We start from the raw sequence: 20,952 nt of genomic DNA, 5'->3' as shown, positions 1-20,952 counted from the left end.
ATTATACAGATGAGGGAAGCAGTCATCGTAGCCGGCGCACGGACGCCGGTCGGAAAAGCAAAGCGCGGTTCATTCCGTAACGTTCGTTCGGACGAACTCGCTGGATATGCCATCAAGGCGACGCTTGAGCGTTCAGGATATACAGGCCCGATTGATGACGTCATCATGGGATGTGCGATGCCGGAAGCAGAACAGGGAATGAACATCGCTCGCTATGCGGCGGTCCGGGGGGGACTGTCGCACGAAGTACCAGCGATCACGATCAACCGTTACTGCTCGTCAGGTCTTCAAGCGATTGCAGACGCGGCGGCAAAAATCATGATTGGACAAGCGACGGCCATCGTCGCAGGTGGAATGGAATCGATGAGTCTTGTCCCGATGGGCGGTCACGTCATCCGTCCAAACCCGACGATCATGGAGACGGCACCGGAGTACTACATGAGCATGGGGCATACGGCAGAACGGGTCGCGGCAGAATACAACATCTCCCGTGAAGACCAGGACGCTTTCGCCATCAACAGTCACCAAAAGGCAGCCGCTGCGATTGCAGGAGGCAAGTTCGAAGAAGAAATCGTCCCGGTGACGGTCGTCGAACATGTCCTCGGAGAAGACGGTAAAGTCGCGGAAGTCGAGAAAGTCGTCAAACACGACGAAGGCGTACGGGCCGATTCGACAATCGAAGCACTCGGTAAGCTCCGCCCAGCCTTCAAAATCAAAGGTTCTGTCACAGCAGGGAACGCATCACAAGTGTCAGACGGGGCGGCAGCCGTCCTCGTCATGGACCGCGAAGAAGCAGAACGTCAAGGATTGCAGCCGATGGCGAAGTTCCTCTCGTTCGCAGTCGGTGGTGTCCGTCCGGAAGTGATGGGGATCGGTCCGGTCGTTGCCATTCCGAAAGCGCTCGAAATGGCAGGCGTCAAGCTGGAAGAAGTCGGCTTGTTCGAGTTGAACGAAGCGTTCGCAAGTCAATCACTCGGGGTCATCCGTGAACTCGGAATCGACCCGGCCAAAGTCAACGTGAACGGTGGCGCCATCGCCCTCGGTCACCCGCTCGGATGTACGGGAGCAAAACTTTCAGTCTCGATCTTGCATGAGATGAAACGACGCAATGAAAAATATGGTGTTGTGACGATGTGTATCGGCGGCGGAATGGGTGCGGCTGGTGTCTTCGAATTACTATAAGGGGGAATCGGATATGGAACGTACAGAACACGAATTGATTAAAGGCGGTAGCTTTGTCATTGACTCACTCGACGCGGAGCGTCTCTTCACACCGGAGGACTTCTCTGATGAGCATAAAATGATCGGGGACACGACGGCAGGGTTCGTCGATGACCGTGTCATGCCGGTCCTCGGTCGCATCGAGAAACACGAGTTCGACCTTTCTGTCGAATTGTTGAAAGAAGCAGGGGAGCTCGGTCTTCTCGGCGCGGATGTGCCGGAAGAGTACGGTGGCTACCAGCTCGACAAGATTTCTTCTTCAATCATCACGGAGCGTTTCGCGAAAGCTCGTTCATTCGCACTCAGCTACGGTGCCCACGTCGGGATTGGGACACTTCCAATCGTCTTCTTCGGGACAGAAGAGCAAAAGCATAAATACTTGCCAAAACTCGCGACAGGCGAATGGATCGCGGCTTACGCGCTCACAGAGCCAGGCTCAGGTTCAGACGCACTCGGTGCAAAAACGACGGCTGTCTTGAACGAAGCGGGTACACACTACGTGTTGAACGGTGAGAAACAATGGATCACAAACGCCGGCTTCGCGAACGTCTTCGTCGTCTACGCGAAGATCGACGGCGACAAGTTCAGTGCCTTCATCGTCGAGCGTGACTTCAAAGGCGTTTCAACTGGCGCAGAAGAGCAGAAGATGGGAATCAAGGGATCGTCGACACGTACGCTCATCCTTGAGGACGTCGAAGTTCCTGTCGACAACCTCCTTGGAGAAGTCGGTAAAGGTCACGTCATCGCCTTCAACATCTTGAACGTCGGTCGTTACAAACTTGCAGTCGGTGCGGTCGGTTCATCAAAACGTGCATTCGACCTCGCTGTACAATATGCGAACGAGCGTAAACAGTTTAAGACGCCGATCAGCCAGTTCCCGCTTATCCAGGAAAAACTCGCGACGATGGCAGCGAACATCTATGCGATGGAAAGCTCGGTCTACCGTACAGGCGGCTTGTTCCAAGACAGCCTCGATGCACTCGGTGACGAGAACATGCGCGACGGCTCAAAAGTCGCACAAGCAATCGCAGAATACGCGATCGAATGCTCACTCAACAAAGTCTTCGCTTCAGAAACATTCGACTATGTCGTCGACGAAGCGGTTCAAATTCACGGTGGGTACGGCTTCATGGCAGAGTATGAAGTTGAGAACCTCTACCGTGACTCACGGATCAACCGGATCTTCGAAGGAACGAACGAAATCAACCGTTTGATCGTACCGGGTACGCTCCTCAAGAAAGCGATGAAAGGCGAGTTGCCGCTCCTCGCAGAAGCACAGAAGCTCCAAAAAGAGCTTATGAGCTACATGCCACAAGAGCTCGACGGCTCACCACTCGCTCGCGAGAAGATGCTTCTTTCGAACATGAAGAAGATCAACTTGATGGTCGCAGGTACGGCTGTCCAGAAGTATCAGCAAGACCTTCAAAACGAACAAGAGATCTTGTCGAAGATTGCCGACATGATCAGTGCCATCTATGCGCTTGAGGCGGCCATCGCCCGTACAGACAAAGCGATCGCGCGCACAGGCGAAGAGAAGAACACGCTCAAAGTCCGCTACACAGAAATCTTTGCGGAACAAGTGTTCAAACAAGTCGAACTCATGGCGAAAGAAGTGTTGTACGCCGCTTCGTCTGGCGACGAGCAGCGCATGCTCCTTTCAGCGATGAAGAAATTCAGCCGCTACCAGCCGATCAACGTCATCGGGACGAAACGCGAAGTCGCAGCGAGCCTCATCAAAGCAAACAAATTTATCGTGTAACACCAACACCTTTCAACAGGAGGGACCGGGACGCCGGTTCCTCTTTTTGGTCGTGAAGACAAACGTCTCCTTTCACATCCGGGAGGAAACCCGTACACTGAAAAGGAGATGGCCATGAAAGGGGAAATGGAAGTTGAGACGAGATGCACTACTGGAACGGATGGAACGGATCGGGGAATCGGTCGCAACTCATGAAGGGGCGCTTATGTTGCTCGCACTCGGGTCGATTGGGCTCGAGACGGAACGATTGGATGACTATTCGGACCTCGATTTCTTTTTGATCGTGGAGGATGGACAGAAGGCGCGCTACATCGATCAATTGGACTGGCTCGCAGTCGAACCGATCGCGTATCAATTCCAAAACACGAAAGATGGACATAAGGTGATGTACACGGATGGGATTTACGCCGAGTTCGCGGTCTTTGAAGTCCACGAGCTGACGTCGATCGCCTACACGCCGGGACGTATCATCTGGCGCCGGGATGAAGCGCTTGAGCCGTTCGCGACACCAGACGTCGTGACGGAACCGGTCGATGTGACTTACAGTTATGAAGAAGCCTTGACGAACCTTTATGTCGGGCTGCTCCGTGAACATCGCGGGGAACGACTGGCCGGTTTCGAGCTCATTCAAGTAGCGGCCGTTCATCATGTGTTGAAGGCGGCAGGAGAGCCTGGCGATCCGTTCAATCCGATGCGGCGAGCGGAAACGAGACATCCCGATTTGGTTGCTTTGTTAGAGCAAGGGGTATTGGGATATGGCCGGTCCATCGAATCAGCCGAGGTCCTCTTCCGGTATATTGAATCGAAGCATCCGGTGAACGGAATGTTGAAGCGTGAAATCGAGCGCTTGCTTGAAGCGTGAATTCGCGCTGACAAGTATGCTACATTGACAACAGAGGTGATGAGAACATGTTGACAGTTTACGGTTATCCACCGTGCAGTACGTGTAAGAAAGCAGAGAAATGGCTGAAGGAGCAAGGAATCGACTATACATATGTCCATATCGTCGAGTCGACTCCGTCAAAAGAAGAACTCGCCAAACTTTGGGAACAGTCCGGCCAACCGCTGAAGAAATTCTTTAACACGAGCGGGCAAGTGTACCGGAACGAAGGGATCAAAGATAAGCTGCCCAATCTGTCAGAAGACGAACAACTCGAACTATTATCGAGCAATGGTATGCTTTTGAAGCGTCCAATCGTCTCAAACGGCGAAAAAACGACCGTCGGTTTTTCAGAAAAGTCCTTTACGGAAGTTTGGGGCGAAGTGCTATAATACAGGTGTGAGTCTAATTTATTTGAGGGGGAAGTTACGATGAGCAAAGTACCAGCTAATTTACGTTATTCAAAAGAACACGAATGGGTGGAAGTAAACGGGACGAAAGCCCGCATCGGCATCACAGATTTCGCACAAAGCGAACTAGGGGATATCGTATTTGTGGAACTTCCTGAAGTGGACGGTACGATTTTGCTCGACGAGCCGTTTGGTTCGGTCGAATCGGTCAAAACGGTATCAGAACTCTATGCACCGGTATCCGGTCGCATTACAGCGGTGAACGAGGATCTTGCTGATTCTCCGGAACTCGTCAACGAGTCACCGTTTGAGAACGCTTGGATGGTTGAAGTCGAGTTGACAGAAGAGTCGGACCTCGACAAGCTCATGACAGCGGAAGAATACGAAGCGATGATTCAAGGGTAAACCCCGTGCCGGTCTCATTCATGAGACCGGTTTTTGTATGCCGAAACACATGTTTTGAACAGGGATGATCCGCCCTTTATAATAGAGCGAGAGGTGATAATAGTGATTACAGACGGTTTGTTATATATATACGCTCCAATGTGTGGTACATGCGCTGTGGCGGAAAAAATGTTGACGGTTGTCGAGGCGGTCGACCCGGAAATTCAGATTGAAAAACGGGACGCAAACTATATTCCAAAAGAGCTTGAAGCTTATCAGGTGATGAGTGTCCCGGCGCTCTTGAAGCTTGAAAATGGCGAAGTTCGGGACCGGCTCTATGCCTTCCAAAATGTGCAGCACGTGCTGACATTCGTCAAATAAAGTCGAAACATTAGAATAATCAGAAAATTTTAAATAATCAGTTGACACAGAAAGTTCACGAATGGTATATTCATTACAACATCTTACTTGAACACAATATAGGACGAGATTTTCCCGTCAGCAAGACGTTTTAGCGAAGCCGATGACTAAAATTATACGACGATCCGTCACCCTTCCCTTCGATTGTCCCCCAAAAAAATCAAGCGAAGGAAGACGAGCTGTATAAATGCAACGGTGCATGCTAGGACCGAGTGGTGACTGGCGAAAGTCCCCCATATCAGGGTGTAAATCTTGAACGGGCAAAAGATTTTCATCTATGGGCTGTCCTTCCCGTGACTCAAGGTGCTACGTTCTGTGTCGTCCTCGGACGGCACCTTTTTTTATTTTTTTGAAAAAAGGGTTTGACAGCGAAAAAAGCTGTCGCTATGATAAAGCTAATCGAATACACAACACTCTTATCAAGAGAGGCTGAGGGACTGGCCCTATGACGCCCGGCAACCGCGGATGATTCCGAAATGGTGCTAATTCCAGCAAGGTGAAAGCCTTGAAAGATGAGAGCAATCGTTGACCGTACCGATAAAGTGCGCACGTTTGCTCAAACGTGCGCGCTTTTTTTGTTGTCAGGAGGGAAAGAAATTGATTCAATTACGAAACGTCGCCAAATGGTTCGATACGAAGAATGGTCGAGTCCAGGCGGTCGATGATGTGTCACTGACGATTGATCGGGGCGAAATTTTTGGAATAATCGGATATTCAGGAGCAGGGAAGTCTACGCTCATCCGACTCCTCAACCGTCTCGAGTCACCGTCAAGCGGGGAAATCGAGGTCGCAGGCAGCGAACTCACGAAACTCACCCCGAAGGAGCTGCGGGGGGTTCGGAAGAACGTCTCGATGGTGTTCCAGCATTTTAACTTGTTATGGTCACGCACGGTCGCTGAAAACATCAGCTTCCCGCTCGAACTCATCGGAGTTCCGGCAAGCGAACGCAAACGTCGTGTCCAAGAACTTGTCGAACTCGTCGGCTTGGCCGGACGGGAAGACAGCTATCCGTCGCAATTGTCAGGCGGACAAAAGCAGCGAGTCGGGATCGCCCGTGCGCTCGCTACGAATCCGGATGTACTCCTCTGTGACGAGGCGACGAGCGCACTCGACCCGAAGACGACCGATTCGATTCTCGAACTACTCGTCAGCATCAATAAAAAATTAGGTCTGACGATTGTCCTGATCACCCACGAGATGCACGTCATCCAAAAGATCTGTCACCGGGTCGCGGTCATGGAGGCGGGGAAAGTCGTCGAGACCGGTCAAGTGGCCGACGTGTTCCAACATCCGGAACAACCGATCACAAAAGAGTTCGTCAAACAAATCGGTGCGGTCGAAGACTTGTCACTCACGTTCGAGCATTTGAAAGAGCGCTATCCGACCGGACGAATCGTCAAGCTCAAGTTCTTGAACGAGACGGCCGAACAACCGATTCTGTCGGACGTGTTAAAACAGCACGAGATTGGCTTCAACATCATCGGCGGAAACGTGACACAGTCACAAGTCGGTGCCCTCGGGACACTCTTTATCCAATTGCTCGGAGAAAAAGTGGAGATCGAGCGAGCGGTCGATTCGCTTCGTTCACAGTCGGTAGAAGTGGAGGTGGAAAGCGATGTTTCCTAACGTAGATTGGCAGGTCATGATGGAACAGACGTGGGAGACGCTTTACATGACGCTTGTCGCAGGTGCAGCGACATTCGTGCTCGGACTCGCGCTCGGCTTAATTCTTTACATTACGAACGAGTCGCTCTTACTGAAGAATCGTCCGGTTTATGTGCTCGTCAGCGCAATCGTCAACGTGTTTCGATCGATCCCGTTCATCATTTTGATCATCCTGCTCATTCCGTTCACGCTGTTCTTGCTCGATACGATGCTCGGTTCGACCGCGGCACTCCCGGCCCTCATCATCGGGGCGGCACCGTTTTACGCCCGGATGGTCGAACTCGCGCTTCGTGAAGTCGACCGCGGGGTCATCGAGGCGGCTGAGTCGATGGGCGCAACGAAATGGCAAATCATTTATAAAGTGTTGATTCCTGAGGCACTTCCGGCCATCGTCTCGGGGATTACGGTCACGATTGTCGCAATCGTCGGTTACACGGCCATGGCCGGAGTCGTCGGCGGCGGCGGTCTTGGGAACCTGGCATTCCTTGAAGGGTTCCAGCGCTCGCAAAACGATGTGACGTTCGTCGCGACCGTATTGATCTTACTCATCGTCTTCGTCGTTCAATTCATCGGCGACAGACTGGTCACAAAAATCGATAAGCGTTCCGCTTAAAGACATATAAAAAAATTTGGAGGGGTTTTATTATGAAAACTTGGAAGACAGTACTCGGATTGACAGCATTATCAGCATTCACGGTTCTTGCGGCTTGCGGCGGGGAAGATGCGCAAACAGGGGCAGGCGACGACAAAACACTCGTCGTTGGGGCATCGAACGTTCCCCACGCAGAGATCTTGGAACATGTGAAAGACGAATACGAAGCAAAGGGCTACAAACTCGAAATCAAAAAGTTCCAGGACTACGTGCTTCCGAACAAGACACTCGCGAGCGGCGAGCTTGACGCGAACTATTTCCAGCACGAGCCATACCTCAAATCACAAATGGCTGAAAACAAGGACTACAAGTTTGCGTCTGCAGGCGGTGTCCACATCGAGCCGATCGGCGTGTATTCAAAAGATTACAAGGCACTCGATGAGCTCCCGGAAGGTGCAGAAATCATCATGAGCTCTTCGGTCGCAGACCACGGTCGTATCCTTACGATGCTTCAATCAGAAGGCTTGATCACGCTTGCTGACGGCAAGACGGTAGACGCGACGGTATCTGACATCGTCGACAACCCGAAAAACTTGAAGTTCAAGACGGACGTCGAAGCAGCGCTTCTTCCACAAGCGTTCAATAATGGTGAAGGGGATGCGGTCCTCATCAACACGAACTATGCGATCGATGCAGGCCTCAATCCGCTTGAAGACGCGATCGCACTCGAAGGCGAAGATTCACCATACGTCAACTTGATCGTCACTCGTGAAGGGGACGAAAGTGATGAGCGTGTCAAAGCGCTTCTCGAGGTACTGACGTCTGAAGAGACGCAACAATGGATTTTGGATGAGTACAAAGGTGCAGTCGTACCGGTCAAATAATCGAAATGTGAGCAGAGGTTCGGGGGAGTCCCCGGGCCTCTTCTTTTTATAGTCTTCCTATATAAAAAGAAGTACACTACATATATGTAGAAAAAGGGGGGATTTGGATGAAACTACGACATATTCATCCACTGACATGGGGGATTTTATTCGGCACGTTTCTGGCACGGATGGCAACGTTTTTTGTCATGCCGTTTTTTGCGATTTATTTGGCCACACTCGGCTTTTCCGCAAGTGTGATCGGGACAATCTTTGCCGTGATGGCACTTTCGAGTCTGTTCATGAGTTTCTTCGGGGGGATGCTGTCTGACCGGTACGGACGAAAACAGTTGATGCTGCTCGGCATTATAAGTTTTGCGGTGACGTTTGCGGGGCTCGCGCTCGCCAGCGAGCTGCTCTGGTTTTACATCCTTTCGGCTTTGATGGGAATATCCAAGTCGTTTTTAGAGCCGGCGTCCCGTGCGCTGATCAGTGACACGACCCGGGCGGATGAACGCGTCATCGTCTACAACATCCGCTATTTCATCATCAACCTCGCTGCGGCGTTCGGTCCGCTGCTTGCTGTCGCCTTGTCCATGACGGGCGTGAAGAATGCATTTTTCATCGTGACCGTCTCTTACGTGTTGTATGGCATCGTCATGGCTCTGTTATTCCACCGTTATCCGGTTGAAGAGAGTGGGGAAGTGAAGGCGCGTCCAAAGCTGACCGAGACGTTCCGCGTCTTGCGTGAGGACCGGACGTTCCGGTATGTCATCATCGGGATGATTTTTGCCATTATCGGTTATAGCCAAATCAACTCGACGCTGCCCCAATTCATCGCATTCAATGATGGATTCACGGACGGGTCACGACTATTCGCTTATTTGTTAACGACGAACGCCGTCACGGTCCTGATTGTTCAATATCCAATCATGCGGTTTGGGATTCGTGTTTCGCCGATCCGGTCGTTGTTCTTTGGGATCTCGACACTTTCGATTGGATTGTTACTCATCGGTCTTGCGACGATGGAGTGGGTGTTGTTCGTGGCCATGTTCATTTTTACAGTCGGAGAGGTATTCATGTTTACGATGACCGATGTTTTGACGGATGACTTGGCACCAGAACATTTACGGGGAACGTATTTCGGAGCGATGGGATTGACCGCCCTCGGACAATCGGTCGGACCGATTATCGGAGGGGCTCTTCTGGATTGGTTCGGAACCTCGTCACTTCCGGTGTTCGGGAGTCTGGCGCTCTTGACCGGATGCGGTGCCTTCTTCTTCGCGATGGCGATCAAAGAGCGGAAAGCGACCCTTGCACTTGTCGAGGAGACAGCCGGATAATGTCTTGATTTCCTAATGTTATCATTCTCAACATTTAGGATTTTATTGAGAATGAGTTGCGAGTTGAGTCGCTTGAAATAAAAAATTGACTAGATTAAGATTAGAATATATCTAATCTACGCCATTCAATTGGTGAGAAAAAACGGAAGGGGTATCCGAATGTCTAACGTACCACAAATGAAAATTGATGACCTCCGCGTCTCAATCGAAGGAAAAGAGATTGTCAAAGGTCTTAACCTAGAAATTAAAGGTGGCGAAATTCACGCCATCATGGGTCCGAACGGGACTGGTAAATCAACACTCGCATCAGCACTCATGGGTCATCCACTTTATGAGGTCACTGGGGGAAGCGTCGACTTGAACGGCGAAGATGTCCTCGAGATGGAAGTCGACGAGCGCGCACAAGCGGGGATGTTCCTTGCGATGCAATATCCGGCTGAAATCAGTGGTGTTACAAACGCTGACTTCTTACGTTCAGCAATCAACTCACGTCGCGAAGAAGGACAAGAAATTTCACTCATGAAATTCATCCGTGAGCTCGACGCGAAAATGGAACTTCTCGAAATCCCTTCAGAAATGGCACACCGTTACTTAAACGAAGGATTCTCGGGCGGGGAGAAGAAACGTAACGAGATTCTTCAGATGATGATGATCAAACCAAACATCGCAATCTTGGACGAGATTGACTCAGGTCTTGATATCGATGCGCTTAAAGTTGTCGCAAAAGGTGTCAACGACATGCGCTCAGAAGAGTTCGGCTGCTTGATCATCACGCACTATCAGCGTCTCCTCAACTACATCGAACCAGACTTCGTACACATCATGATGGACGGAAAAATCGTCATGTCTGGTGGTAAAGAGCTCGCTCAGCGACTCGAGGCAGAAGGTTACGACTGGGTGAAGCAAGAACTTGGAATGACAGTAGACACAGAAGCGTAAGGAGGCCGTACGATGACCGTACAATTTGAATTGGATGCACAAGCGTTGTCGGCACATGCAGAAGCGCTCGGCGGGCCATCATGGATGGTCAACCGTCGTAAAGAGGCTGCAGAACTTGCGCCGACACTTGCTTTGCCAAAAGTAGAAAAAATCAAAATCGATAAGTGGGACTTCACAAACGGTGATGTCGTGCTCGAACAAAAAGACGGCCTAACGCCTGATATCGACGCGCTTCTCGGAGACCACCGGACAAACGTGCTCGTTGAACGCAACGGTCATGTCGTCTATAACGAATTGGCGATGCCAGAAGGCGTCCTGTTCATGGGCATCAAGGAAGCGATGGAACAACATCCGGAGCTCGTTGAGAAATACTTCATGACAGAAGGCGTACGCATCGATGAAGAGCGTCTTTCGGCGTTGAACGCTGCCCTCACAAACGGTGGTGCGTTCATCTATGTACCGAAAAACACGCAATTGAAAGATCCGCTTCAAGCGATCTTCACGATGGAACAGGCGAATGGCGCCCTCTATCACCACACGATCCTCGTCGCTGACGAAGGCAGTGAAGTGACATATATCGAAAACATCCTCTCTGGTACGAACGAACCGCATACGGTCAACGTCGTGACGGAAGTATTCGCTGGTGAAAACGCGAAAGTCGTCTTCGGCGGTGTCGATCAGCTCGCTGAATCAGCACTCACGTTCATGAACCGTCGTGGTGTCGTCTATGCGAACGGTCGTCTTGATTGGGCGCTCGGTCATATGAACGACGGAAACTCGGTCATTGAGACGAAGACACACCTCGTCGGAGATAACACGTATTCGGATACGAAAGCTGTGACGATCGGACGCGGAGCCCAAAAACAAAACTTCAACATTCGCACGGACCACTTCGGAAAAGCGTCTGAAGGATTCATTTTGATTCACGGTGTTCAAAAAGATGCGGCGACAGCCATCTTCAGCGGAACATCGATGATTCACCACGGTGCATCAAAATCGAACGGTGTCCAAACCGAGCGTGTCTTGATGCTCTCTGAAAAAGCGCGTGGGGATGCCAACCCGATTCTTCTCATCGATGAAGATGATGTTATGGCAGGTCACGCGGCTTCTGTCGGACGTGTCGACGATACACAACTTTACTATTTGATGAGCCGCGGGTTGTCTCGCCAAGAGGCAGAACGATTGATCATCCACGGATTCTTGACGCCGGTCGTCGAAGAACTCGCCATCGATTCGGTTAAAGACCGTCTCCGCGAAGTCATCGAAGGGAAAGTACGATAAGATGATTGACGCCTCGATTCGTGAACAGTTCCCGATTTTACATCAGGACATAAACGGTCATCCGCTCGTCTATCTCGACAGCGCGGCGAGCTCACAGAAGCCGCTCGCTGTCATCGAGGCGATCGAGGACTATTATCGTCGTAACCATTCGAACGTCCACCGGGGTGTCCATACCCTCGGGACGCAAGCGACGGATGCGTATGAAGGCGCCCGTGAACGTGTTCGTGCTTTCATCAACGCGGCCGTGCCGGAAGAGATTATTTTCACGCGCGGAACGACGACGGCGATCAACCTCGTCGCATCGAGTTATGGCGATGCGAATGTCGGGGAAGGCGACGAGATCGTCCTCACACCGATGGAGCACCACGCCAATCTCATCCCGTGGCAACAGCTCGCTAAACGCAAAGGGGCGACCCTTCGTTACGTCGAGCTCACACCGGACGGACGGGTCACGCTCGATGCGGTCAAAGCCGTCTTGTCGGACCGGACGAAGATTGTGGCGATGACACACGTTTCGAACGTGCTCGGTACGATCAATCCGATTGCCGAAGTGACAAAGCTCGCGCATGAAAAAGGAGCGGTCATGGTCGTTGATGCCGCGCAAAGCGCGCCGCATCGCAAATTGGATGTCGAAGCACTCGATTGCGACTTCCTTGCGTTTTCAGGACATAAGATGCTCGGTCCTACGGGAATCGGCGTCTTGTACGGGAAGAAACGCCTCTTGAAAAACATGGAGCCGGTCGAGTTCGGCGGTGAGATGATCGATTATGTCGATTTGTATGAATCGACGTGGAAAGACATCCCGTACCGATTTGAAGCCGGGACACCGATTATCGCAGGTGCGGTCGGATTGGCTGCGGCGATCGACTTTTTAGAAGAGCTCGGTCTTGAGAACATCGAAGCGCATGAACGTGAGCTCGCGTCTTATGCGATCGAACAGATGAAAACGATTGAAGGAATCGAGATTTACGGTCCGGAAGAACGGGTCGGTCTCGTCACGTTCAACTTGAATGACGTCCACGCACACGATCTTGCGACCGTCCTCGACATGCAGGGCATCGCAGTTCGGGCAGGACATCATTGTGCACAGCCGCTCATGCGTCTTTTGAAGCAATCGTCGACGGCACGGGCAAGCTTCTACTTGTACAATACGAAGGAAGAAGTCGACCGTTTCATCGAAGGGTTACGTCAAACGAAGGAGTATTTCAATTATGAGTTTTAATAACCTTGACATGTTGTACCGCCAGGTCATCATGGATCACTATAAAAATCCAAGAAACCGTGGTGTCATCGAAGATGGCGTGACGGTGGACTTGAACAACCCGACGTGTGGGGATTCGCTTCGCCTTCAGCTTCAAGTAGAAGACGATCTGGTGAAGGATGCGAAGTTCGAAGGAGAAGGCTGCTCGATCAGTCTCGCTTCGGCATCGATGATGACTCAAATCGTCAAAGGGAAGACCGTGGAAGAGGCGCTTCAACTCGCCAACATCTTCTCGGAAATGGTTCAAGGAAAAGACTACGACACAGATACGTTCGACCTCGGGGACATCGAGGCACTCTCGGGCGTATCGAAATTCCCGGCTCGGATCAAGTGCGCCACGCTCGCGTGGAAGGCGCTTGAAAAAGGAGTAGACGAGGACGCGTAAGGAGAAGGAGGAGACCGATATGGCAAAGAATATGCCGGAGATTGGCGATTATAAATACGGCTTCCATGATCGGGACGTTTCGATTTTCCGTTCAGGCCGCGGCTTGACAAAAGAAATCGTAGAGACGATCTCGCACATGAAAGAAGAGCCACAATGGATGCTCGACTTCCGTTTGAAGTCACTCGAGCACTTCAACAAAATGGCGATGCCGACATGGGGTGGGGACCTCTCGGCACTCGATTTCGATGAAATCACGTACTATGTAAAACCGTCTGAGAAGACGGAACGTTCGTGGGACGAGGTACCGGAAGAAATCAAACGCACGTTTGACAAGCTCGGGATCCCGGAAGCGGAGCAAAAATACTTGGCTGGTGTCTCGGCTCAGTATGAGTCAGAGGTTGTCTACCACAGTATGCAGGAAGACTTCGAAGCAAAAGGGGTCATCTTCAAAGATACGGATACGGCGCTTAAAGAAGACGAAGGCATCTTCAAAGAGTACTTCGGTAAGTTGATTCCGCCGACGGACAACAAGTTCGCGGCGCTCAACTCGGCGGTTTGGTCAGGTGGCTCATTCATCTACGTACCAAAAGGCGTGAAGCTCGAGCAACCGCTCCAAGCTTACTTCCGCATCAACTCAGAGAACATGGGTCAGTTCGAGCGTACGCTCATCATTGTCGATGAAGGCGCATCGGTCCACTACGTCGAAGGATGTACAGCACCGGTCTATACGACGAACTCACTTCACTCAGCTGTCGTTGAGATCTTCGTCAACAAAGACGCATACTGCCGTTACACGACGATCCAAAACTGGGCGAACAACGTCTACAACCTCGTCACGAAGCGTGCCATCTGTGAAGCGGGCGCGTCGATGGAATGGATCGATGGAAACATCGGTTCGAAGCTGACGATGAAATACCCGGCTGTCATCTTGAAAGGGGAAGGATCGCGCGGTATGACGCTCTCGATCGCCCTCGCAGGAAAAGGACAGCACCAGGACGCAGGAGCGAAAATGACGCACCTCGCGCCGAACACGTCTTCTTCGATCGTTTCGAAGTCGATCTCGAAACAAGGCGGGAAAGTATCGTATCGCGGAATCGTCCACTTCGGACGTAAGGCGAAAGGCGCTCGTTCGAACATCGAGTGTGATACGCTCATCATGGATAACGAGTCGACGTCGGATACGATTCCGTACAACGAAATCCTGAACGACCAAGTGTCGCTCGAGCACGAAGCGAAAGTCTCAAAAGTGTCAGAAGAGCAACTCTTCTACCTCATGAGCCGCGGAATCTCGGAAGAAGAAGCGACAGAAATGATCGTCATGGGCTTCATCGAGCCGTTCACAAAAGAATTGCCGATGGAATATGCGGTCGAAATGAACCGTCTCATCAAGTTCGAGATGGAAGGTTCGATTGGTTAATCAATTCTGAATATGCTTTATAAAAGTGCCGGAAAATCGTAAAGATTTTCCGGCACTTTTATGTGTCGAAGGAAAGAAAATACCAGATCACGGGGAAGCGTAGATGAATCTTCTAGACAATTTCTAGAATATGAGATTATATCGAATTAGGTATACATAAACATTTTTAAGGAAATACATCGATCAGGAGGGAAGCCAGTGTCTATTTACGTAAAAAATGGTCGAAATATCTTAATGGAACAGTATGAAGCATATGTACAGGATCTTCCGATTCAAGTTGAAAGCGAGATGGTAGAGACACGTTATGGCAAGACGCATGTATTGGTAGGAGGACCTCGGAACGGGAAACCGCTCTTTTTGTTTCAAGGGGGAAATTGTATCAATCCGATGACGTTGTCCTGGTTTTTACCTTTGTTCGAGCATTATCGTATCTATGCGCCTGATACAATCGGGCACCCGGGATATAGTGAGGAATCAAGGATCTCCGCGCAGGATGAGAGTTTTGCATTTTGGAGTGAGGACTTGATGAACCATTTCAACGTGAAAGAAAGCTCGTTCGTCGGTCCATCCTATGGCGGCGGGATTATTTTACGTTTAGCTACATATATGCCAGACCGCATTACAAGGGCTGTTCTCGTTTCTCCGGCAGGTATTCGATTAGGTTCAAAATTGAAGATGATTCAGAAAATCCTGATACCGCTCCTATTTTATCGATTGACGAACAAGGAGCGCCATTTAAGAAAATTGACCGATACTATGTCCAACAATGAAATGAAAGAGCGAGACAGACAGATCATCGGACAAATTTTTAAATTCACAAAACTCGAACAGGACATGCCAAAATTGACGACCCGCCAAGAGTTGGTCCATTACAAAGCCCCAATGCTCATCATAGGCGGGACGCAGGACATCTTTTTCCCATCGAGTGTTGTGAAGAGTCAGGCAGAGCAGATTTTCACAGGGCCGTTCACTTTCCTGGAATATGAGATGGGACATTTCCCGTCAGAGGAACAGCTGCGAGAGATTAATGAGGAAATCCAGTCCTTTTTACAGAAACATGTGACAGAGGCTCAACAGGAAAAGATCGAGTGAACCAATATTGAAATACGCCCGAGTAGGGTATGCTAAGTAGGAGAATGTTTTTAGAAAGGAAGGAATCACATGACACGTATTCCACATAAAGATGAGATTGACCCGAAAGACATCACCCGTATCGCCGTCATCGGAGCGGGCTGGGTCGGCGTCAGCTTCGCCTACCAATTGTCGACGGCAGCTCTTTGCGAGGAGCTCGTCCTGATCGACTCGAACCATGCAAAAGCAGAAGGGGAAGCGATGGACCTCAACCACGGCATCTCGTTCGCTCCGACACCGGTCCGAATTTGGGCGGGGGATTATGCAGACTGTAAAGATGCCGACATCGTCGTCATCACGGCAGGGGCGGCTCAAAAGCCGGGGCAGACACGGATGGACCTCGTAGACCAAAATGCAAAAGTTGTCCGTAGCGTCACAGAAGACTTGATGAAGAGTGGCTTCGACGGCATCATCGTCGTCGCGACGAACCCGGTCGATGTGATGGCACATGTGGCGTGGAAGGCTTCGGGTCTCCCGAAACATCGCGTGATCGGGTCGGGTACCGTGCTGGACACGGCACGCCTTCGCTATAAACTCGGTGATTATTTCGAATTGTCATCGCGAAACTGTCACGCCTACTTCATGGGGGAGCACGGGGACACGGGCTTCGTGGCTTGGCATAATGCCCGGATTTACGGGAAGAGCATTGATCAATTGTTAGAAGAGAACGAGCAGTACCGTTTTGAAGATTTGGAAGCCATCTATCAAGATGTTCGGGATGCAGCTTACCAAATCATTGAACATAAAAATGCGGCGTATTATGCGATCGGGGTCGGCCTGCTTCGCATCGTCCGTGCGATTGTGCGTAATGAAAATACCGTCGTGACGATTGGGGCGCACTTGGACGGCGAGTATGGGGCGTCGGACTTACACATCGGGGTACCGGCATTGATTGACCGTACCGGAATTCGTGAGATCATCGAGATCGATTTGACAGAGGAAGAACAACAGAAATTCGACGCCTCGGTCCAGGCGATCAAGGCGGGCATCGAGAAAGTGGAGTCTCCCCGGTAATCCTTAACTACTGCTTAGTCGTTTGAAGGAGGAACGTTCACGATGGTTGCGAAACATTTGATCATTTCTGGAAGAGTACAAGGTGTCGGGTTCCGTTATTTTTCGCAAGAGACGGCCACGCGTTATCACATCAAAGGATGGGTCCGAAACTTGAATGACGGGACGGTGGAGCTTCATGCTGAAGGGGATGCCCGTGATTACGAGACCTTCAAGCAGGCACTTCAAGACGGGAATCGGTTCGTCGGGGTGGAACAAATCGACGAAACCGACGTGACGAGTGAAGGACACCGTACGTTCGACATCCGTTATTAAACGATTCAATCCTCCCTTTGACCAGGGAGGATTTTTGTTACACCTTTTTTTCGAAAAACAGACATTGATTTTTGAGTTGGGGTGGTCAAACAATATGAAGTGTGTATAATGGAATAGACCAAGCGATATATTGTCAGAAAATTTAGTTATTATCTTTTCGTAAAGTTCGTTCGGAATACCAGTATGTGGAGGTAGTTGTATGAAAAAATCGACATTGTTCCCGTTAGCGTTTACGATTTTTGCTTTATTCTTTGGTGCCGGGAACTTGCTGTTTCCACCGCAGCTCGGTGCCATGGCAGGAGAAAATATCGTCCCAGCGATGATTGGATTCGTCATTACGGGTGTCGGTTTACCGCTTATCGCCTTGTTTGCGGTTGCGCGTGTAGGTGGAGGGACTCACCAGATTGCACGTTATATCCCTAAACGTTTAGCCTTACTTTTGACAGGATTAATGTACGTTGCCATCGGACCATTTTTCGGAATTCCGAGAACGGCGGCTGTCACATACGAAATGGCGCTTTTGCCGTTTCTTGATGGTCCTTCGACCGCGACGATTGCCATCAGTTCAACGGTTTTCTTTGGTTTAACATTCTTCTTGACGCTTCGAGCGCAGAAGTTAATTGAAATCATCGGGCGAATCATCACGCCGATTCTTTTATTCTTGCTCGCATCGATCGGCATCACGAACCTTTTGGCGCCACTTGGTGAGCCGGGTACACCAGCGGAAGGGTATGAGACATGGGTTGGTGCCCTCGGACAAGGTTTCCAACAAGGCTATTTGACGATGGACGTTTTCGGTGCCCTCGTCTTTGGCGCGATTGTCCTCGTGACGTTGAAAGCGAACGGCATGAATGACCAAAAAGAAGCCGCCTCATTGCTTCGTTCAGCAGGGATCGTTGCGGTGACCTGTTTGATGCTCGTCTATATCTCACTCGGGTCAATCGGTGCCAACATGACCGGTGCTGAAGGGACGACGAGCGGAGCATCTCTTCTCCAAGCGTTCGCCGGCTCATCATATGGACAATTCGGGATGCTTGCTCTCGGATTGGCTGTCTTCCTCGCCTGTTTGACGACAGCGGTCGGACTCATCTCCGAGTTCTCTCGCTTTATCAGTAACCAGTTCGAGAATCTTAAGTATCATCATGTGGTCATCGCGACAACATTGTTTGGCTTCATGATTTCACTCGTTGGATTGAATACGTTGATTGAAATCGCGGTGCCGCTCCTTACGCTTCTCTATCCGGTCATGATCGCACTCGTGCTCGTATCTGTGACCGAGCGGATCCAGCGCAATCCGAATGTGGCGATGCGAGCGACGATTTACGTCGCACTCGTTCTCTCGCTCTTTGAGACGGTACATGGTATGCAACCATCCGCTGTCACAGCATGGATCACAAACCTGCCATTGGCCGATATGAACCTTGCCTGGTCGGTACCGACGTTGGTCGTCTACCTCGTCACGCTGTTCCTTCCAAAACGTGACACGCAAGAGCCCATCGCACAATCAAGAATCTCTTAACAAGTAGACCGCTCCTTTTTTAAGAAGGGGCGGTCTTTTTTTGTCTTATCGTTTGCCCATTCCTGACGTCAAACAGTAAAATGAAAGGATGAAAAGGAAGTGACAGGTGTTGACGACAAAACAGAAAAAACAATTGGCGATCCTCATGTTGAACATGTTCATCGCCGTAGCGGGGTTCGGGATCATCATTCCGATTATTCCGGATTATTTGAAGTTGATCGGCGAAGGCGGTACGGCTGCCGGTCTCATGATTTCCGTCTTTGCAGGGGCTCAGCTCGTCATGTCTCCGGTAGCCGGTAAATGGGCTGATGTCTATGGACGACGACTCATGATTATTTTAGGATTGATCGGTTTTACCGTGTCGATGGCAGTCTTTTATCTTTCGGACAATTTGTCCGTCCTGCTCGTGTCACGGGCCATCGGTGGAGTCGGTGCTGCTTTGTTGATCCCAGCTATTTTTGCCTATGTCGCGGACATCACGAGTCTTGAGCACCGGGCGAGAGGCAACAGTTACATTTCCGCGGCAATGTCGCTTGGCATTGTCATCGGCCCTGGGATTGGCGGTTTCTTTGCCGATTTCGGAATTAAGACGCCGTTGCTCGTCTCGGCCATCGTCTCGTTCATTGCCGTCATCTCATCTTACTTCTTGTTAAAAGAACCGGACCGGGAACCGTATGTCGTCTCGGACGAACAAGTTTCGTTCCCGCGGCAACTTTTGTCTTCGACAAAGAAACCATTCTTTTTTGTCCTGATCATCAACATGGTCATGGCATTCGGGTTGATGGCATATGAGTCCGTGCTTGGGTTGTATGTGAGCGAAATGTTCCAGGCGACACCGCAACAAATCGCACTGATGGTGACCGGGACTGGTCTGGTCAGTGTGATTGTCCAGTTGTTTGCGGTGGACCGGCTCGTGTCACTCGCAGGAGAAATCAAAGTCGTCCTGCTGTTCATCGGACTTGCCTCGTTCGGCTTCCTATTGTCCTTGTTTGCGGATACGTACAATATCTTCTTTGTCGTGACGCTCGTCATCTTTTTGTCGTCTTCGATTTTACGTCCGGTGTTGAACACGCTCGTCTCCAAAATGGCCGGAAATGAGCAGGGGTTCGCGATGGGGATGAATACGGCTTATATGAGCATCGGCAATATCATCGGACCGACCTTAGCTGGGATTGCCTTTGATTTCGATATGCGATACCCGTTCATCATGGGACTCGTCTTACTGATCGTGACCTATTTCGGGACATGGAGCTGGTCGAGACGGAAGGCATCGATGATCACGGATTCTTGATAGAGGGGGAAATACGATGATTTACGTTGGTGTGACAGGTTGGGGAGACCATGATTTACTTTATACGACACCGGAAGAACGAAAACATAAGTTATCGACCTATGCCGGACATTTTCCGACAGTCGAGGTGGATTCTACTTTTTACGCCATTCAACCCGTGAAGAACTTTGAAAAGTGGAACAATGAAACGCCTGATGCGTTCCAGTTCATTGTGAAAGTTTCCCGGGAAATGAGTGGACACGACCGGGAACCGAAAACGCCGCTGAATGAACTGTTCGAGCGCTACCGGACGTCGGTCGCTCCGTTGAAAGAAGCGGGTAAGCTTCGGGCAGTCCTCGTTCAGTTGCCGCCCTGGTTTGACGTATCGAAGCCGCATCTTGATTATTTGCGTACGATTCGGGAGGAATTGAGAGGCTACGAGGTTGCGATTGAATTTCGAAACCCGACCTGGTTCTCGGAAGCGTTCCGGGACCGGACACTCCGTTTTCTGGCGGAACAGCGGTTCATCAATACGATTTGTGACGAACCACAGACGAAAGAGAGCAGTATTCCGTTCGTTCCGGTCGTCACACACCCGGAAGTGGCAGTCGTACGGCTCCACGGTCGCAATACATCGGGCTGGTTGAAAAAACCGGGGATGACGAGTCAGGAATGGCGGCACGTCCGCTGTTTATATGATTACAGCGAGGACGAGCTGCAACAATTGGCGGAGGCACTACGTGAGATCGACCGCGAGGCGAAGGATGTCTATGTTTATTTCAACAACAACTCGGCTGGGGATGCGGCACCGAATGCGAAACGGTTGATTGAGATCCTTGGTTTGGAATATGAGCTCGCTCCGAGACAAATAAGCCTGTTTTAGAAA

Annotated in this window: 21 protein-coding genes and 1 riboswitch; all 21 genes read left to right on the top strand. The window is 50.7% G+C overall.

Annotation, left to right across the window (positions count from 1 at the left end; all coding sequences use genetic code 11):
* Positions 1–9: 9 nt before the first annotated feature.
* Positions 10–1,182, top strand: a complete 1,173-nt coding sequence (locus KNP03_RS03070; protein ID WP_214825117.1) for an acetyl-CoA C-acetyltransferase — start codon at positions 10–12, stop codon at positions 1,180–1,182.
* A 13-nt stretch (positions 1,183–1,195) separates the two neighbouring features.
* The gene (locus KNP03_RS03065) at positions 1,196–2,980 is read left to right on the top strand and encodes an acyl-CoA dehydrogenase family protein (protein WP_214825116.1); all 1,785 of its coding nucleotides are present in this window, start codon (positions 1,196–1,198) and stop codon (positions 2,978–2,980) included.
* Positions 2,981–3,113: 133 nt separating this feature from the next.
* A complete protein-coding gene (locus KNP03_RS03060) occupies positions 3,114–3,842 on the top strand; it encodes a hypothetical protein (RefSeq protein ID WP_240544419.1) in 729 nt (242 codons plus the stop codon).
* Between the two features lie 47 nt (positions 3,843–3,889).
* Positions 3,890–4,252, top strand: coding sequence for an arsenate reductase family protein (locus KNP03_RS03055; protein WP_214825114.1), 363 nt, complete (start codon positions 3,890–3,892; stop codon positions 4,250–4,252).
* Positions 4,253–4,291: 39 nt separating this feature from the next.
* Positions 4,292–4,675, top strand: a complete 384-nt coding sequence (gcvH, locus tag KNP03_RS03050; RefSeq protein WP_214787015.1) for a glycine cleavage system protein GcvH — start codon at positions 4,292–4,294, stop codon at positions 4,673–4,675.
* A 102-nt stretch (positions 4,676–4,777) separates the two neighbouring features.
* Positions 4,778–5,035: a thioredoxin family protein gene (locus KNP03_RS03045; RefSeq protein ID WP_214825111.1), complete on the top strand. Its 258-nt coding sequence runs from the start codon at positions 4,778–4,780 to the stop codon at positions 5,033–5,035.
* Positions 5,036–5,487: 452 nt separating this feature from the next.
* Positions 5,488–5,593: riboswitch (SAM riboswitch) on the top strand.
* 78 nt (positions 5,594–5,671) lie between these two features.
* Entirely contained in the window at positions 5,672–6,700 is a 1,029-nt protein-coding gene (locus tag KNP03_RS03040; protein WP_214825108.1) for a methionine ABC transporter ATP-binding protein, read from the top strand.
* The gene (locus KNP03_RS03035) at positions 6,690–7,352 is read left to right on the top strand and encodes a methionine ABC transporter permease (RefSeq protein WP_214825104.1); all 663 of its coding nucleotides are present in this window, start codon (positions 6,690–6,692) and stop codon (positions 7,350–7,352) included. The genes KNP03_RS03040 and KNP03_RS03035 overlap by 11 nt, the downstream gene beginning before the upstream one ends.
* Before the next feature lie 32 nt (positions 7,353–7,384).
* Positions 7,385–8,215, top strand: a complete 831-nt coding sequence (locus tag KNP03_RS03030; RefSeq protein WP_214825100.1) for a MetQ/NlpA family ABC transporter substrate-binding protein — start codon at positions 7,385–7,387, stop codon at positions 8,213–8,215.
* A gap of 107 nt (positions 8,216–8,322) precedes the next feature.
* Positions 8,323–9,537 carry an MDR family MFS transporter gene (locus KNP03_RS03025; RefSeq protein WP_214825097.1) on the top strand — a complete coding sequence of 405 codons (1,215 nt, stop codon included), beginning with the start codon at positions 8,323–8,325 and terminating at the stop codon, positions 9,535–9,537.
* Positions 9,538–9,714: 177 nt separating this feature from the next.
* Positions 9,715–10,476, top strand: coding sequence for a Fe-S cluster assembly ATPase SufC (gene sufC / locus KNP03_RS03020; protein WP_214826219.1), 762 nt, complete (start codon positions 9,715–9,717; stop codon positions 10,474–10,476).
* Between the two features lie 12 nt (positions 10,477–10,488).
* Positions 10,489–11,757 carry a Fe-S cluster assembly protein SufD gene (sufD, locus tag KNP03_RS03015; protein WP_214825094.1) on the top strand — a complete coding sequence of 423 codons (1,269 nt, stop codon included), beginning with the start codon at positions 10,489–10,491 and terminating at the stop codon, positions 11,755–11,757.
* 1 nt (position 11,758) lies between these two features.
* A complete protein-coding gene (locus tag KNP03_RS03010; RefSeq protein WP_214825091.1) occupies positions 11,759–12,979 on the top strand; it encodes a cysteine desulfurase in 1,221 nt (406 codons plus the stop codon).
* Positions 12,969–13,403 (top strand): Fe-S cluster assembly sulfur transfer protein SufU, encoded by a 435-nt coding sequence (gene sufU, locus KNP03_RS03005; protein ID WP_214825088.1) that lies wholly within the window; start codon positions 12,969–12,971, stop codon positions 13,401–13,403. The genes KNP03_RS03010 and sufU overlap by 11 nt, the downstream gene beginning before the upstream one ends.
* 19 nt (positions 13,404–13,422) lie before the next feature.
* Positions 13,423–14,820: a Fe-S cluster assembly protein SufB gene (gene sufB / locus KNP03_RS03000; protein ID WP_214825085.1), complete on the top strand. Its 1,398-nt coding sequence runs from the start codon at positions 13,423–13,425 to the stop codon at positions 14,818–14,820.
* Positions 14,821–15,018: 198 nt separating this feature from the next.
* Positions 15,019–15,912 carry an alpha/beta fold hydrolase gene (locus KNP03_RS02995; protein ID WP_338082701.1) on the top strand — a complete coding sequence of 298 codons (894 nt, stop codon included), beginning with the start codon at positions 15,019–15,021 and terminating at the stop codon, positions 15,910–15,912.
* A gap of 69 nt (positions 15,913–15,981) precedes the next feature.
* Complete coding sequence (locus tag KNP03_RS02990; protein WP_214825082.1) at positions 15,982–16,965, top strand: L-lactate dehydrogenase; 984 nt, start codon at positions 15,982–15,984, stop codon at positions 16,963–16,965.
* A gap of 42 nt (positions 16,966–17,007) precedes the next feature.
* Positions 17,008–17,277 carry an acylphosphatase gene (locus KNP03_RS02985; RefSeq protein WP_214825079.1) on the top strand — a complete coding sequence of 90 codons (270 nt, stop codon included), beginning with the start codon at positions 17,008–17,010 and terminating at the stop codon, positions 17,275–17,277.
* A gap of 199 nt (positions 17,278–17,476) precedes the next feature.
* Positions 17,477–18,796: a branched-chain amino acid transport system II carrier protein gene (gene brnQ, locus KNP03_RS02980; protein ID WP_214825076.1), complete on the top strand. Its 1,320-nt coding sequence runs from the start codon at positions 17,477–17,479 to the stop codon at positions 18,794–18,796.
* 109 nt (positions 18,797–18,905) lie between these two features.
* Positions 18,906–20,087, top strand: coding sequence for an MFS transporter (locus tag KNP03_RS02975; RefSeq protein ID WP_214826211.1), 1,182 nt, complete (start codon positions 18,906–18,908; stop codon positions 20,085–20,087).
* Positions 20,088–20,103: 16 nt separating this feature from the next.
* Positions 20,104–20,949, top strand: coding sequence for a DUF72 domain-containing protein (locus tag KNP03_RS02970; RefSeq protein WP_214825073.1), 846 nt, complete (start codon positions 20,104–20,106; stop codon positions 20,947–20,949).
* Positions 20,950–20,952: the final 3 nt, after the last annotated feature.

The organism is Exiguobacterium algae, assembly GCF_018617875.1.
GTDB lineage: Bacteria > Bacillota > Bacilli > Exiguobacteriales > Exiguobacteriaceae > Exiguobacterium > Exiguobacterium algae.
This window is presented reverse-complemented; position numbering and strand designations above follow the sequence as displayed.